Raw genomic sequence first — 14,371 nt, 5'->3', positions numbered from 1 at the left:
AAGCGAAAACCCTCAACCCTGCCGCAAACCTCCAAGGGGTGCCCATGTTCGATCTGATCCTAAGAAACGCCAACCTCCCCGATGGCCGCAAAGGCCAAGACATCGCCATCTTGGCCAACAAAATCGCCGAAATCGCCCCCCACATCCAAGCCGGCGCCCGTGAAGACATCGACGCCACAGGCCGCCTCGCCTCGCCGCCCTTCGTCGACCCGCATTTCCATATGGACGCCACCCTGTCGCTCGGCCTGCCCCGGATGAACCGCTCTGGCACCCTGCTAGAAGGCATTGCGCTTTGGGGCGAACTCCGCCCGACACTGACCATCGACGCCCTCGTCACCCGCGCCCTGCGCTACTGTGACCTCGCCGTCACCCAAGGCCTGCTGGCGATCCGCACCCATGTCGACACCTCTGACCCCAAACTCACCACCGTTGAGGCGATGCTGGAGGTCAAACGCCGCGTTGCCCCCTACATCGACCTGCAACTGGTGGCTTTCCCGCAAGACGGCTACCACCGCGCGCCCGAAGGGGTGAAATCCCTCACCCGCGCCCTCGACATGGGCGTCGATATCGTCGGTGGCATCCCGCATTTCGAGCGCACAATGGCCGAAGGCCAAGCCAGCGTCGAAGCCCTCTGCCGCCTCGCCGCCGAGCGCGGCCTGCCGGTCGACATGCATTGTGACGAAACCGACGACCCAATGTCACGCCACGTCGAAACCCTCGCACAGCAAACCATCCGCCACGGATTACAAGGCCGCGTTGCGGGCTCGCACCTGACCTCGATGCATTCGATGGACAATTACTACGTCTCAAAACTGATCCCGCTGATCGCGGAATCCCAGATGAACGTCATCCCCAACCCGCTGATCAACATCATGCTGCAAGGCCGCCACGACAGCTACCCCAAGCGCCGTGGCATGACCCGGGTGCCGGAACTGATGGCCGCTGGTGTCAACGTCTCGTTCGGCCATGATTGCGTGATGGACCCGTGGTATGCGATGGGTTCTGGCGACATGCTGGAGGTCGGCCATATGGCCATCCACAGTGCCCAGATGGCCTCTCTGGAAGACAAAACCAAGATCTTCAACGCCCTGACGGTGAACTCAGCCAAAACCATGGGCTTGGAAAACTACGGGCTGGAGAAAGGCCGCAACGCCGACCTGATTCTGCTGCAAGCCCGCGATCCCGCCGAGGCCCTGCGCCTGAAAGCCACTAAACTGCTGGTGATCAAAGCGGGCAAAATCATCGCCCGCACCGCCCCGCGTGTGGGAACGCTGTTCCTAGAAGGTCGCCCGTCTGCAATCGACCCCGCGATTGACTTCGCACCAGATTACTAGCGCCGCGCTTGCGCCGCCTATGCAAGCCTCCGGCGGGAGTATTTCAAAAAGAGCAATTCTCTCAAGCAGTTGCTCTTTCCGAAATACGCGCAGGGGTGAGGCGAAGCCGGGGGGGCTGACAGCCCCTCCGATTTATGGCCTCATAAATCGCTATCCCCAGACCCCTTCATGCACCAAAGCCGCTTCATCCTCTAGCATCGGCCCAATCACCTCGACCTGCCGCTGCCCGGCGTCAAACACCACCCGGCAAGGCAAATCCAAGGTCGGATTCTCGGGGTGATTGCCAGTGATCTGCTTCAACTGATGCTCTGACATGCCGTAGACAACCCGCTTCAGCCCGGTCCAATAAATTGCCCCCGCGCACATCGCGCAGGGTTCGGCCGAGGTGTAAATCGTACACTCGCGCAGCAATGCGATCGGCAGCGATGTCGAGGCCCGCGTCATCAAAACCCGCTCGGCATGGCCGGTCATATCGTGATCCGGCATGAAGGCGTTGTGCTGCGTCATCAGCACCGCGCCATCCGGCCCGACCAAAATGGACGCAAACGGATGCACCCCGGCCCGTTTGGCTTTCTCCGACTCCGCAATCGCCAGCCGCAGCAGTGCCACATGATCCAATTCCGCCATCGCTTGCTCCTTTTCCGCCCAATCTGTTGGCGACAGAGTCGCGCCATCCCAACCGTCAATCAAGCCAAGTTTCACCCTGAAACTGCATCAAAAATCCGCAACTGCTTCTGTCTTCGCCTGATAATCAAGCGCGCCCTCGCGTCCACCCGGACCGAAACTGCATAAAATACCGTCTACACCATTGATATATATCGAATATCTCTACCTGCGCCTCTGTCATAATTCTCACCCATCCCCCGAGCCAACGCTTGCGAGCCTGCGCGCATCCGGTCTAACCTCACTCAGCCCATCTGCGCAAAAATCGGGCATCTGCCGTCCGTTGGGAAACCCAAAAAACCATGCCGCTTTCAAGAAAAACCAAGGCCATTACCCAGAGAAATCTTGAAAGTCTTTCAACCTCAATCCGCATAGCCACCCAAGCCTGTCACAGTGTCCACTACGCCACCACGTCCCAGCCTTAAGGACCAAGCGCCCGATGCAAACCCCGCCCCGCCTTGATCTTTCGGGCATCACCAAACGCTTCCCTGGCGTGCTCGCCAATGATCAGGTCAGCTTTGCGGTGCAACCCGGCGAAATTCACGCGCTGCTCGGCGAAAATGGCGCGGGCAAGTCGACGCTGGTAAAGATGATCTACGGCATCATGCAGCCCGACGCGGGCGAGATCGCGTGGAACGGCGCGCGCATCACCATCGCCAACCCCAAAGCCGCCCGCAAACTTGGCATCGGCATGGTGTTCCAGCATTTCTCGCTGTTTGAGGCGATGACGGTGCTGGAAAACATCGCGCTTGGCATGGACGCCAAAATCCCCGCCCGCGATCTTGAGGCAAAAATCGTCGCTGTGATGCAGCAGTATGGGCTGAAACTTGAGCCTCACCGCATCGTTTCGACGCTTTCCGTAGGTGAGCGTCAACGGATTGAGATCGTCCGCGCCCTGCTCTTGAACCCCAACCTTCTGATCATGGACGAGCCGACCTCGGTGCTGACGCCGCAAGAGGTCGAACAGCTGTTCGTCGTCTTGCGGCAACTGGCCAAGGAAGGCTGCTCGATCCTTTATATCTCGCATAAACTCCACGAAATCAAAGCCCTGTGCGACACCGCCACTATCCTGCGCGGCGGCAAATTGGTCGATACCTGCGATCCGGCGAAGGAAACCTCCCGCTCGATGGCAGAGAAAATGATCGGCGGCAGCCTGAAGGACATTCAACGCGGCGAAGGTCGCGCCTTGGGGACTGCCAAGCTAACAGTCCAAAACCTCAGCATCCCGAAAGACGGCCCCTTCGGTATCGCGCTGAAAGACATCTCCTTTTCGGTGAAGGCAGGCGAAATCTTCGGCATCGCAGGCGTCGCGGGCAATGGCCAGAACGCCCTGCTGCTCGCTCTTTCAGGTGAAACCCCGTCGCTAAAACCCGACGCCATCCAGATCGACGGCAGCAAAATCGCCGCCCTCACCGCCAAACAACGCCGCCTCGCTGGCATGGCGTCTGTCCCCGAGGAACGCAACGGCCACGCCGCCGTGCCCGATTTCAGCCTGTCCGACAACGCCATCCTCACCGCGCGCGACCGCATGGGCATGGTGTCAGGCGGTATGGTCAACGCCCGATCCGCCCGCACCTACGCAGGCGAGGTGATCGCCGCCTTCTCAGTCAAAGCCACCGGCCCCGGTGCGATGGCCGACAGCCTTTCCGGCGGCAATCTGCAAAAATTCATCATGGGCCGCGAGATCATGCAAAAGCCGCAGGTTCTGGTGGTCAGCCAGCCGACCTGGGGCGTCGATGCCGGGGCTGCCGCCGCCATCCATCAGGCGCTGGTAGACCTTGCCGCCACCGGATCGGCCATCGTGGTGATCTCCCAAGATCTGGATGAGCTGCTCTCGCTCTGCGATACCCTCGCGGTGATCAACGAAGGCAACCTCTCAAAACCGATGCCTGTCGCGGGTGCCAATATCGAGGAAATCGGCCTGCTGATGGGCGGCGTCCACGGCGACCCCAATGCGCCCACCCATATCTCCAGCGAGGTCGCCCATGCGTATTAAGCTGGAAAAACGCCCGGCCCCCAGCACCTTCATGCTGATCGCCACGCCCATCGCTTCGGTGTTATTAACCATGCTGATCGGCGTCATCGTGTTCGACGCCATTGGCATCGAGGGCGAACGTGCGGTGATCGACATTTTCCTGACCCCGATCCTCGCCAGCTACAAATGGCAGGACGTCGCCGTCAAAGCCGCCCCCCTGATCATCATCGCGCTTGGCCTCTCCATCGGCAACCGGGCGCAAATCTGGAACATCGGTGCCGAGGGCCAATATGTGCTGGGCGCGCTGTTTGCGGCGGGCGTCGGTATTGCCGCAGGCCCAACGGGCGGCCCCTTCACCCTGATCTTAATGATCCTCGCCGGCATCGTCGGCGGTGCGGCTTGGGCAGCCATCCCGGCGTTTCTGAAAACACGCTGGGATGTGAACGAAATCCTCACCTCGCTGATGCTCACCTACGTCTCATTCCAAGTCTTGGGCTATCTCGTCGGCGGCCCGTGGAAAGACCCCAATGGCCGCAACTTCCCCGCCACCGCCCCCCTGCCTGAAAGCCTCACTCTGCCGATCCTGTTCCCCGGCACCACTGTCCACCTTGGCGTCGCCATCGCTTTGATCCTGCCCTTCGTCTTCTGGGTGCTGATGTCCAAATCCGTCTTCGGCTTCCAGATCCGCGTCGTCGGCTCCGCCCCGCACGCCGCCCGCCACGGCGGTTTTGACGCCAAGCAAACCATCTGGATGGCCCTCTTGATCGGCGGCGGCATGGCAGGCCTTGCCGGAGCCTTAGAATTCACCGGAAGCCTGAAAGCCATCAACCTCGGCTTCCCCTCCGGCTACGGCTTCACCGCGATCATCGTCGCCTTCCTCGGCCGCCTCAATCCCATCGGCTGCCTGATCGCAGGCTTTGTGCTGGCCGTCACCTATGTCGGCGGCCAAGTCGCGCAAACCACCGTGCATATCCCGAATTCCACCGCGGGCATCTTCCAAGCCATGATGCTGTTCTTCATCCTCGCCTCAGACATCCTGATCCGCTACCGCGTCCGCTTCATCGCCAAAAAACCCGCCAACTCAACGGAAGCGCACACATGAGCCCGGAATTCGTCATCGCCTCCATTGTCACCATCATCGGCCTCACCACGCCGATCCTGCTGGCGGGCTTGGGCGAGTTGATCACCGAGAAGTCCGGTGTGCTGAACCTCGGCGTCGAAGGCATGATGCTGATGGGGGCGATTTCGGGCTTCGTCATCACCGCCCTGACGTTCAATCCGTGGCTTGGCGTCATCGGTGCCGCCGCAGGTGGCGCGCTCTCGTCGATGCTGTTCGCCGTCCTCGTGCTGCAACTCAACTCCAACCAAGTCGCCACCGGCCTTGCGCTGTCGATCTTCGGCACTGGCCTGTCCTCGCTGATCGGTGTTTCGTTCACTGGCCGCATCGTGCCGCAGTTCGGCTCAATCTTCCCCGATGCGCTCGCGAAAGACCCGATCCTGAAATTGTTTTTCGGCTACTCGCCGCTGGTCTATTTCGCCCTTGCCATGGTGCCACTGACCGCATGGTTCCTCAAATCCACCCGGGCCGGCCTGATCCTGCGCGCGGTGGGCGAAAACGACCATTCCGCCCATTCTATCGGCTATTCCGTCACTGGCGTGCGCTACGCCGCCATCGCCTTCGGTGGTGCTATGGCAGGCATCGGCGGCGCATACTTCAGCATGGTGATCACCCCAATGTGGGCCGAGAAAATGACCGCCGGGCGTGGCTGGATCGCGCTGGCGCTGGTGGTCTTCGCCGGATGGCGCACCGGGCGCTTGCTGGCGGGGGCGTATTTCTTCGGCTTCTTGATGTGGCTGGAATTGTTCGCCAAGGCCAATGGCTTTGGTAACAGCCTGCCGTTTGTCCAAGCGATTCCCTCGCAATTCTGGGCGGCTATGCCATACGTTATGACAGTGGTGGCCCTGACCCTGATTTCGTCCCGTGGCAATGTCGGGGCCTCTGCCCCCGCCTGCCTCGGCAAACCATTCCTACCCTCTACCTAAAACACCAACAGGGAGACTAAAATGACGACACTCAACCGTCGCAGCCTGATGAAAGCCGCAGGCGCTGCTGCCACGCTTTCGCTGGTCGGCACCGCAGCCCGTGCCGATGACAAGATCAAAATCGGCTTCATCTTCCTTGGTCCGATTGGCGACTATGGCTGGACATGGGCCCACAACAAAGGCCGCGAGGCGGTGGACGCCGCGCTTGGCGATAAGGTCGAGACGATCTATGTCGAAAACGTCATGGAAGACGCCTCTGCCATCCCGCTGATCCGCGATCTGGCCCAACAAGGCTGCAAGCTGATCTTCACCTGCTCTTACGGCTACATGGACCAAACCCTTGCCGTCGCCGCCGAGTTCCCCGATGTGAAGTTTGAACATTGCACGGGCTTCAAGCGCACCGATAACGTCGCGACCTATAACTCCAAATTCCACGAAGGCCGCGCCGTTCTGGGCACCATCGCGGGCAAAATGTCTAAATCCGGCACTCTGGGCTATCTCGGCTCCTACAAGGTTCCCGAGGTCGTCTTGGGCGTGAACGCCTTCGCCCTCGCCGCGCAAAAGCAAAACCCCGCTGCGACCGTGAAACTGGTGCTGATCGACTCTTGGTTCGACCCACCGAAAGAAGCCGCCGCGACCGAAACCCTGATCAACCTCGGCTGCGATATCGTCACCACCCATACCGACAGCCCAGGCCCGCTGCAAATTCTTGAGCAGAAAGGCCTCTACGGCTTTGGCCAAGGCGCCGATATGTCGGCCTTCGCGCCCACCGCCCACCTGACCGCGATTGAGGATATCTGGGGCCCCTATTACGTCGCCCGCGCGCAGGCGATTGTGGACGGCACCTGGACTTCGACCGACACTTGGGATGGCATGAAAGAGGGCACCGTGGTGATCGCCCCCTACAACGCCGCCGTTCCCGCCGACGTGGTGGCCTTGGCCGACGGCGTGCAAGCGGGCTACAAAGACGGCAGCTACGACATCTTCACTGGCCCGATTTTCGACCAAGACGGGGTGGAAAAGGTCAAAGCCGGTGAGATCATGACGCTGGAACAACTCGCCAGCATCGACTGGTTCGTCAAAGGCGTCGAAAGCGCTTCCTAAGCCAATCGTTGCCACCAAAGGAGGCCCGCGCACCCAGCGCGGGCCTTTTGCTTGCCACACGTCCGTTCAGGTGGAAAACTAAGCCCATCCCCGCAGACCGAAAGGACCGCCCAATGGCAAAGATCGCCAAAAATACTATCTGCATCTGGTATGACAAAGACGCAGAAGCCGCCGCAAACTTCTACGCTTCCGTCTTCCCCGACACCAAAGTAAACGCCGTCTTCCACGCCCCCGGCGACTACCCCTCGGGCCGAAAAGGCGATGTCCTCACTGTCGATTTCACCGTCTGCGGCATCCCCTGCATCGGCCTGAACGGCGGCCCTGCGTTCAAACACACCGAAGCCTTCTCCATGCAGATCGCCACCGATGACCAAGCCGAAACCGACCGCTACTGGAACGCCATTGTCGGCAATGGCGGCCAGACCAGCGAATGTGGCTGGTGCAAAGACAAATGGGGCATCAACTGGCAAATCACCCCGCGCACCCTGACCGACGCGATGACCGCAGGCGGCGCGGAAGCCCAGCGCGCCTTTGCCGCCATGATGACGATGCAAAAGATCGATGTCGCCAAAATCGACGCCGCCCGACGCGGCTGACCGCTCCGCCCCGCCCCCAAACCGAACCAACACAGAATTGCTCTTTCTCAAATACTCAAACTGCGCGGACCCAACCCGCACTTCGCCACAGCTCACTTCGCCGCACCCGCCATATCGCCGAAATCCCACACCATTTTGCCGCCGCCCCCTTGCATTCCGCCCCCCAATACCAACCAATCGCGCAAAATCACGGGGGCGGATATGCAGACAGATTTCCTGATCATCGGCGGCGGCATCGCAGGCGTTTCCGCCGCAGCGCGCCTGTCACAGCACGGCAAAGTCACTTTGCTGGAAGCTGAATCGAACCTCGCCCACCACGCATCGGGCCGCTCCGCCGCCCTCTATGAACCCCGCTACGGCCTCGCCCCCGTCGTCGAACTCTCCATCGCCTCCGGCGATTTCTTCCGCGCGCAGGCCAACGTTCTCTCCCCCCGCGGCATCATGATCTTGGGCCGACCCGGCGAAGACAAAGCCTTCGAGCATGACATCGCCGACATGCAACTGCCCGAAATCGCTTTTGAGCAAGCCCGCGCCATCGTCCCCATCCTCAACCCCGAAACCGTCACCCGTGCTGCCCTCGCCTCGCACGCATGGGACATCGACACCGATCTCCTGCTGCAAAACTTCGCCCGCGAAGCCAAAGCCAACGGCGCAGAATTCCACCTCAACGCCCGCGCCACCGCCATCAGCAAAACCGCCAAAGGCTGGCGTGTCAGCACCGCGAACGGCGAATACGAAGCCGCCATCCTGATCAACGCCTCCGGTGCTTGGGTCGATCACACCGCGCAGATGGCAGGCATCACCCCCTTAGGCTTCCAACCGAACCGCCGCTCTATGGCCCGTATCCCGGCCCCCGGCGGCCATGATGTGACAAACTGGCCGATGATATTCGGCTGTGGTGAGACATGGTATGCCAAGCCCGACGCAGGCGCGCTGATCGTCTCGCCCGCCGAAGAACACCCGATGGAGCCGCATGACGCTTGGGCCGACGATATGGTGCTGGCCGAAGGCCTCGCGCGCTACGAAGAATTTGTCACCGAACCCGTCACCAAGCTGCTGTCGAACTGGGCCGGCCTGCGCACTTTCTCGCCCGATCGTGTGCTGGTGATCGGCCCCGACGCCACCGATCCCAGCTTCTTCTGGCTCGCAGGCCAAGGCGGCTACGGCTTTCAATCCAGCCCCGCAGCCAGCCAACTCGCCGCCGATCTGATCACCGCCACCCCACCCAGCGCCAGCGCCACGCTGATCGCATCGCTGTCGCCCTCGCGCTTCGGCTAACCCCCTCCGCCAAGGCGCCCCGGCGAAAGCCGGGGCCTCCTGATCCCCACCGCATGAGGCCGCCGAAAAACCGCCGGGGAATCCCGCCGATCTCACAATTTCCCCCACTGACAAATCCCACAGGCTCTGGCATTTTGCCCTAATGCGCCACGCCCTCACCCTCGCCCTGATCCTCACCCTCGCCGCTTGCGGCGGTCGCCGTGAAACCCACGAATCTACCGCCTCGCACACAGCCACCCCCAACCGCGCCAATTTCGGCGATGGGCATCCGCAAGATTTCGGTTCGGTTGCCCCCCAAGACCACCGCATCCACGGCATCGACGTCTCGAAATTCCAGACCGCCGTTGATTGGCAAACCGCGCAAGCCAATGGCGTCAGCTTTGCCTTCATCAAAGCCACCGAAGGCGGCGACCAAGCCGATCCGCTGTTCACCCAACACTGGCAAGGCTCCGCCCGCGCTGGGATCCCACGCGGCGCCTACCATTTCTTCTACCACTGCCGCCCCGCCATCGAGCAGGCGCGCTGGTTCATCGCCCATGTCCCCCGCACGCCCGGAGCGCTTCCCCCGGTCCTCGACATGGAATGGACCCCGACTTCCCCCACCTGCCGCATCCGCAACAGCCCCGAACACATCCGCGCCGAGGCGCAAATCTTCATCCGTGCGCTGCAATCGCACTACGGCCAGCGCCCGATCGTCTACACCGCCATCGACTTCTTTGAAGACAACCAGATGTGGAAAGTCCAAGGCGCCGATTTCTGGCTGCGCTCGGTCGCAGCCCATCCGCGCGACCTTTACGCGGGCCAGCGCTGGACCTTCTGGCAATACAGCGGCACCGGTCAAGTCCCCGGTATCACAGGCAAAGTTGACCTAAACGCCTTCGCGGGCAACGCCCGCGATTGGCAAGCATGGCTGGCGGCCAGCCAGCGCTGACGCCCCTTACACCCTACGGAATTCCATACCTGCCACAGACTCGCCCTAAAGGCGATTCTCAGCTAGCCTGACCCTGCGCCGCATATTTCAAGCGCATCGCGATTTTCAGGAGGCTCGCATGACCCGTTTTGTGGTTGATCTGGGCGATATTGCCCTGTCGAAAGAGACGCAGGCCGCCATCAGTGGCGACATGCAAAAGCTGGTGCTCGGCCATTTGGCGGGCATCCGGTATGACCAACCCTTCGTGACCAAATTCCCCCGCGATTGGTGGGGGCTGGTTGCCCGGCATGATTTTGACATGCTGTTTGACGCTGAAAAGCAACTCAACCGCGCCTTCGTCACCGCAAGGGCCGGATTATGAGTGCCGCGGGCGGTGATCCCCCCACCGCCCGCGCGCCCTACACCTGCCCCAGCGCCCCCGCGAACGCGGGCGCTGGTCTCATCGGCGTGTTGGGCCCGGACGGTCGCATCCACAACCTGCGTACACCGATGACGGTCGACGCAGATTTCCTGAACGCCGCGAAAGCCGCAGGCCCACCCGAAGCCCGCATGCGCTTCTCAGGCACCTGCCAAACCTCGGCGTGCGTCCAATGGACAGGCAGCCGCTGCGGCGTGATCGACCGCGCGATGGAAGCCCTGCAAGCCCATGCAACTCCCGACCTGCCCCCCTGCACCATCCGCGCCAGTTGCCGCTGGTTCGCTCAAACCGGCCCGAAAGCCTGCGCCACCTGCGCGCTGATCGTCACGGATACACGGATTGCTGCCGAGTAACCCCGGAAAGACTCTCAAAGCACATCCAGCACTGGACAAGCTGCCAAAGTGCTCCCACCTTGGCAGCCTTCTCATTCCCGGCAACACAAATGTGCAATCTCTACTCGCAGACCAAAAGCCAAGACGAGGTACATCAAGCCTCCAAAGAGATCGCCGAAGACGATGACGTGATCGAAGATTTTACCGGCAATCTACCGCCTCTGTCAGGCATCTACCCCGACTATGCCGCGCCAATCCTCCGCCCCGCTGCCACTGGCGGTTGGCAGTTGTCGATGGCCCGCTGGGGCCTGCCAACGCCGCCGCAGTTTCTACACGGCAAACGCACCGATCCGGGGGTGACGAATATCCGCAACCTTGCCTCCCCGCATTGGCAAAGATGGCTGGGGGTCGAACATCGCTGCCTGGTGCCCTTCACCAGCTTTGCCGAGCCGGACAGCCGATCCGGCCCGAACAAAGGTAAGCCAGTTTGGTTCGCTCTTGGCGCGGATCGTCCGCTGGCTTTCTTCGCAGGCATTCGTACCGAATGGACCTCGACCCGCAAGCTGAAAGAGGGCGAGGTCACGGTGGAGGCCTTCGCCTTCCTCACCTGCGAACCAAATCGCGAGGTCGCACGCATTCACCCCAAGGCGATGCCTGTCATCCTGCTACGCCCCGAGGAATGCCGCCTCTGGCTGACAGCTCCGATCAAACAAGCGCTGCACCTGCAACACGCCCTTCCCGATGGTGAGTTGGATATCGTGCTGGAAGGCGCGCGAGAAGACGCGACATGATCTTGCACCCCGCGCGGTATCTACTGCGTCCCTCAACTTGACCGATACAGTCCCACCCTCAAACCCCAACAATTTGCCTAAAATTTTCCCTGCCCTACACACGCGGCTCTCTAATTTCACATTGGCTCAAATATCCCACGGGGTCCGGGGTGTGAAACCCCGGCGACCAGCAACAAAAGCCAAGGGCGGCAGGATTACTCCCACCGCCCCCAATCCTTAACAATTCGCAAACACCGAAACCTAACCCTTTGATCCTAAAAGACTAGCCCCAGCGCCCACGCGCGGACAAATCAGCCATCCACCCGAATCCGAGCGTTGCTTGGATCAAACGGCGAATCCTCGACCACCACACAATCCCAAAGCTCGCGGTTCATCCGAACCTTCAGCTTGGTGCCAACTTCCGCCAGATCAGGCCGCACATAGCCCATCCCGATCTGCTTGCCGAACGCCACCGAATAGCCACCCGAAGTCAGCCGCCCAATCTTCACGCCGTCCAGCAACAAAGCCTCTTTACCCCACGGATCAGTATCCGACGGCCCATCAATCAACAACGTGCAGCACTTCGAGCGAATACCCACATCCAGCATCGCCTGCTTGCCCTGGAAATCCTTCTTCAGATCGACAAACCGATCCAAAGCCGCCTCCAACGGCGTCGCATCGCGACCCAATTCGTTGCCGAACGCACGGTAAGATTTCTCCTGCCGCAGCCAGTTCTGCGCCCGCGCGCCGACCAGCTTCATGCCATGCTTCGCCCCAGCGGCGATCAACTGATCCCACAAATAGCGCTGCATCTCGATCGGATGGTGCAATTCCCAGCCCAACTCGCCGGTATAAGCCACCCGGATCGCATTGACTGGGCACATCCCCAGTTCAATCCGCCGCGCCGACAGCCACGGGAAGCGCTTGTTCGACAGGGCCGTCGCCGGGTTTTCATCCTTGATCAGCTCGGCCAGAATCGCCCGCGCCTTCGGTCCCGCAATCGCGAACACCCCCCACTGCGTCGTCACATCATGGATCTCGATATAGCCGAACTCCGGCGCTTTATCCTCGGCACATTTGCGCAGATAATCCGCGTCATAGGCCGTCCAGGCCCCGGCGCTGACCAGATAATAGTCATTCTCGCCATTGCGCACGATGGTGTATTCCGTCCGCGTCGTCCCCGCAGGGGTCAGCGCATAGGTCAGGTTGATCCGGCCCACTTTCGGCAAAGCGTTGCAGGTGAACCAATCGAGGAACGCCGTCGCCCCCGGCCCCTTCACCACATGCTTGGTGAACGCAGTTGCATCAATCAAACCAGCGGTTTCGCGGATCGCCTTGGCTTCCTCGACGGCATACTGCCACCAAGCGCCACGGCGGAAACTGCGCGACTTGTGATCGAAATCCTCCGGTGCATCCAAAGGCCCGTAATAAATCGGCCGCTCCCAGCCATTCACCTGACCAAATTGCGCGCCCAAAGCCTTCTGCCGATCATAGACCGGAGCAGTCCGCAGCGGACGGCACGCCTCACGTTCTTCATCCGGGTGGTGCAGCACGAAAACGTGGTCGTAACATTCCTCGTTCTTGCGCGCCGCATACTCAGTCGTGATCCACGAGCCATACCTGCGCGGATCGAGCGAGGCCATGTCGATCTCAGCCTCGCCATTCACCATCAACTGCGCGAGGTAATACCCCGTGCCGCCCGCCGCCGTGATACCGAAGCTGAAACCCTCGGCAATCCACATATTGCGCAAGCCCGGCACCGGGCCAACCAGCGGGTTGCCATCCGGTGTGTAGCAGATCGGGCCGTTGAAATCGTCTTTCAAACCAACCACTTCCGAGGACGGCAAGCGGTGGATCATCGCCATATATTCGGCCTCGATCCGCTCTAGATCCAGCGGGAACAGGTCTGCCCTAAAGCTATCCGGCACCGAATATTCAAACCGCGCGGGCGCACCCTTCTCATACGGCCCCAAAATCCAGCCGCCGCGTTCTTCGCGAACATACCATTTCGCATCGGCATCGCGCAAAACCGGATGCTCCGGGTTGTTCTTGCGATACTCCACCAACATCGGATCAGGCTCGGTCACGATAAACTGATGCTCTACCGGAATCGCCGGGATCTTCACGCCCAACAGACGCGCCGTGCGCTGTGCGTGGTTGCCAGTTGCCGTCACCACATGCTCAGCCCGGATTTCAAACTTGTCGTCCGAGGCGACCAGATTGCCGCCCTGCTCGACCATCCGGGTGCACGAGACAATCCACTCGCTGCCGGTCCACTTATAACCGTCCACCTGCACCTTACGCTCAATCGTCACGCCATGCTGACGCGCGCCCTTGGCCATCGCCTGAGTCACATCCGCCGGGTTAATATAGCCGTCCTGCGGGTGGTACAGCGCGCCAACCAGATCATCGGTGCGCAACAACGGCCAACGCTCTTTCATCTGCGCAGGGCTAAGAAACTCGTGATAAACCCCCGCCGTCTCGGCCACCGATGAATAGAGCATATACTCATCCATCCGTTCCTGATGCTGCGCCATCCGCAAGTTACCCACCACGGCGAAACCAGCGTTCAGCCCGGTTTCAGCCTCCAGCGATTTATAGAAATCCACCGAATACTTGTGAATATGCGTCGTCGCATAGCCCATGTTGAACAAAGGCAGCAGCCCCGCCGCGTGCCAAGTTGACCCGCTCGTCAACTCATCCCGCTCCACCAGCATGGTATCCCATCCGGCCTTCGCCAGATGATAGGCAATGCCATTGCCGACCGCACCACCGCCAACAACCAGCGCTTTGACATGAGTCTTCATCGAGTCTCTCCGAATGGGATTTGCACCCATATGTGCCGCAAGCACGCTCTGGCGAGCTAGGGCAGCCGACATTCGACAGACGAAAACGACATAGTCGCCAGAAAGCGGCATCGCTGCGCG

At 61.0% G+C, this 14,371-nt stretch carries 13 protein-coding genes; 11 read left to right on the top strand and 2 right to left on the bottom strand.

Annotation, left to right across the window (positions count from 1 at the left end):
• Positions 1 to 44 precede the first annotated feature (44 nt).
• A complete protein-coding gene (locus AKV04_RS07020) occupies positions 45 to 1,334 on the top strand; it encodes an amidohydrolase family protein (protein ID WP_054005738.1) in 1,290 nt (429 codons plus the stop codon).
• A 150-nt stretch (positions 1,335 to 1,484) separates the two neighbouring features.
• On the opposite strand, the gene AKV04_RS07015 is transcribed toward AKV04_RS07020, so the two are convergent.
• Entirely contained in the window at positions 1,485 to 1,961 is a 477-nt protein-coding gene (locus AKV04_RS07015) for a nucleoside deaminase (protein WP_054005875.1), read from the bottom strand.
• A 475-nt stretch (positions 1,962 to 2,436) separates the two neighbouring features.
• Between AKV04_RS07015 and AKV04_RS07010 the strand changes: the two genes are divergently transcribed.
• The 10 genes from AKV04_RS07010 (at position 2,437) to AKV04_RS06965 (ending at position 11,465) form a co-directional block, all read left to right on the top strand.
• Complete coding sequence (locus AKV04_RS07010; protein WP_054005737.1) at positions 2,437 to 3,993, top strand: ABC transporter ATP-binding protein; 1,557 nt, start codon at positions 2,437 to 2,439, stop codon at positions 3,991 to 3,993.
• On the top strand, positions 3,983 to 5,074 hold the full coding sequence (locus AKV04_RS07005; protein ID WP_054005736.1) for an ABC transporter permease: 1,092 nt from the start codon (positions 3,983 to 3,985) through the stop codon (positions 5,072 to 5,074). The genes AKV04_RS07010 and AKV04_RS07005 overlap by 11 nt, the downstream gene beginning before the upstream one ends.
• Positions 5,071 to 6,015: an ABC transporter permease gene (locus tag AKV04_RS07000; RefSeq protein ID WP_054005735.1), complete on the top strand. Its 945-nt coding sequence runs from the start codon at positions 5,071 to 5,073 to the stop codon at positions 6,013 to 6,015. Before AKV04_RS07005 ends, AKV04_RS07000 begins: the two co-directional genes overlap by 4 nt.
• A gap of 21 nt (positions 6,016 to 6,036) precedes the next feature.
• Complete coding sequence (locus tag AKV04_RS06995; protein ID WP_054005734.1) at positions 6,037 to 7,119, top strand: BMP family ABC transporter substrate-binding protein; 1,083 nt, start codon at positions 6,037 to 6,039, stop codon at positions 7,117 to 7,119.
• A gap of 113 nt (positions 7,120 to 7,232) precedes the next feature.
• On the top strand, positions 7,233 to 7,715 hold the full coding sequence (locus AKV04_RS06990; protein ID WP_202905576.1) for a VOC family protein: 483 nt from the start codon (positions 7,233 to 7,235) through the stop codon (positions 7,713 to 7,715).
• A 201-nt stretch (positions 7,716 to 7,916) separates the two neighbouring features.
• Positions 7,917 to 8,993, top strand: coding sequence for an NAD(P)/FAD-dependent oxidoreductase (locus AKV04_RS06985; protein ID WP_054005733.1), 1,077 nt, complete (start codon positions 7,917 to 7,919; stop codon positions 8,991 to 8,993).
• Positions 8,994 to 9,135: 142 nt separating this feature from the next.
• Positions 9,136 to 9,924, top strand: a complete 789-nt coding sequence (locus tag AKV04_RS06980; protein ID WP_054005732.1) for a glycoside hydrolase family 25 protein — start codon at positions 9,136 to 9,138, stop codon at positions 9,922 to 9,924.
• Between the two features lie 118 nt (positions 9,925 to 10,042).
• Complete coding sequence (locus tag AKV04_RS06975) at positions 10,043 to 10,285, top strand: hypothetical protein (RefSeq protein WP_054005731.1); 243 nt, start codon at positions 10,043 to 10,045, stop codon at positions 10,283 to 10,285.
• Entirely contained in the window at positions 10,282 to 10,695 is a 414-nt protein-coding gene (locus tag AKV04_RS06970; RefSeq protein ID WP_054005730.1) for a hypothetical protein, read from the top strand. The genes AKV04_RS06975 and AKV04_RS06970 overlap by 4 nt, the downstream gene beginning before the upstream one ends.
• 89 nt (positions 10,696 to 10,784) lie before the next feature.
• Positions 10,785 to 11,465, top strand: coding sequence for an SOS response-associated peptidase (locus AKV04_RS06965; protein WP_054005729.1), 681 nt, complete (start codon positions 10,785 to 10,787; stop codon positions 11,463 to 11,465).
• A 290-nt stretch (positions 11,466 to 11,755) separates the two neighbouring features.
• On the opposite strand, the gene AKV04_RS06960 is transcribed toward AKV04_RS06965, so the two are convergent.
• Positions 11,756 to 14,251 (bottom strand): GcvT family protein, encoded by a 2,496-nt coding sequence (locus tag AKV04_RS06960; RefSeq protein ID WP_054005728.1) that lies wholly within the window; start codon positions 14,249 to 14,251, stop codon positions 11,756 to 11,758.
• Between the last annotated feature and the right edge of the window lie 120 nt (positions 14,252 to 14,371).

Origin of the sequence: Cypionkella psychrotolerans, assembly GCF_001294535.1 — a bacterium.
GTDB lineage: Bacteria > Pseudomonadota > Alphaproteobacteria > Rhodobacterales > Rhodobacteraceae > Cypionkella > Cypionkella psychrotolerans.
Note: the sequence above shows the minus strand (reverse complement) of the source record. Positions and strands in the feature narration are given on the sequence as shown.

Coding starts and splice junctions, on each gene's coding strand:
- AKV04_RS07020 (WP_054005738.1), top strand. CDS start 45: ATGTTCGATCTGATCCTAAGAAACGCCAACCTCCCCGATGGCCGCAAA.
- AKV04_RS07015 (WP_054005875.1), bottom strand. CDS start 1,961: ATGGCGGAATTGGATCATGTGGCACTGCTGCGGCTGGCGATTGCGGAG.
- AKV04_RS07010 (WP_054005737.1), top strand. CDS start 2,437: ATGCAAACCCCGCCCCGCCTTGATCTTTCGGGCATCACCAAACGCTTC.
- AKV04_RS07005 (WP_054005736.1), top strand. CDS start 3,983: ATGCGTATTAAGCTGGAAAAACGCCCGGCCCCCAGCACCTTCATGCTG.
- AKV04_RS07000 (WP_054005735.1), top strand. CDS start 5,071: ATGAGCCCGGAATTCGTCATCGCCTCCATTGTCACCATCATCGGCCTC.
- AKV04_RS06995 (WP_054005734.1), top strand. CDS start 6,037: ATGACGACACTCAACCGTCGCAGCCTGATGAAAGCCGCAGGCGCTGCT.
- AKV04_RS06990 (WP_202905576.1), top strand. CDS start 7,233: ATGGCAAAGATCGCCAAAAATACTATCTGCATCTGGTATGACAAAGAC.
- AKV04_RS06985 (WP_054005733.1), top strand. CDS start 7,917: ATGCAGACAGATTTCCTGATCATCGGCGGCGGCATCGCAGGCGTTTCC.
- AKV04_RS06980 (WP_054005732.1), top strand. CDS start 9,136: ATGCGCCACGCCCTCACCCTCGCCCTGATCCTCACCCTCGCCGCTTGC.
- AKV04_RS06975 (WP_054005731.1), top strand. CDS start 10,043: ATGACCCGTTTTGTGGTTGATCTGGGCGATATTGCCCTGTCGAAAGAG.
- AKV04_RS06970 (WP_054005730.1), top strand. CDS start 10,282: ATGAGTGCCGCGGGCGGTGATCCCCCCACCGCCCGCGCGCCCTACACC.
- AKV04_RS06965 (WP_054005729.1), top strand. CDS start 10,785: ATGTGCAATCTCTACTCGCAGACCAAAAGCCAAGACGAGGTACATCAA.
- AKV04_RS06960 (WP_054005728.1), bottom strand. CDS start 14,251: ATGAAGACTCATGTCAAAGCGCTGGTTGTTGGCGGTGGTGCGGTCGGC.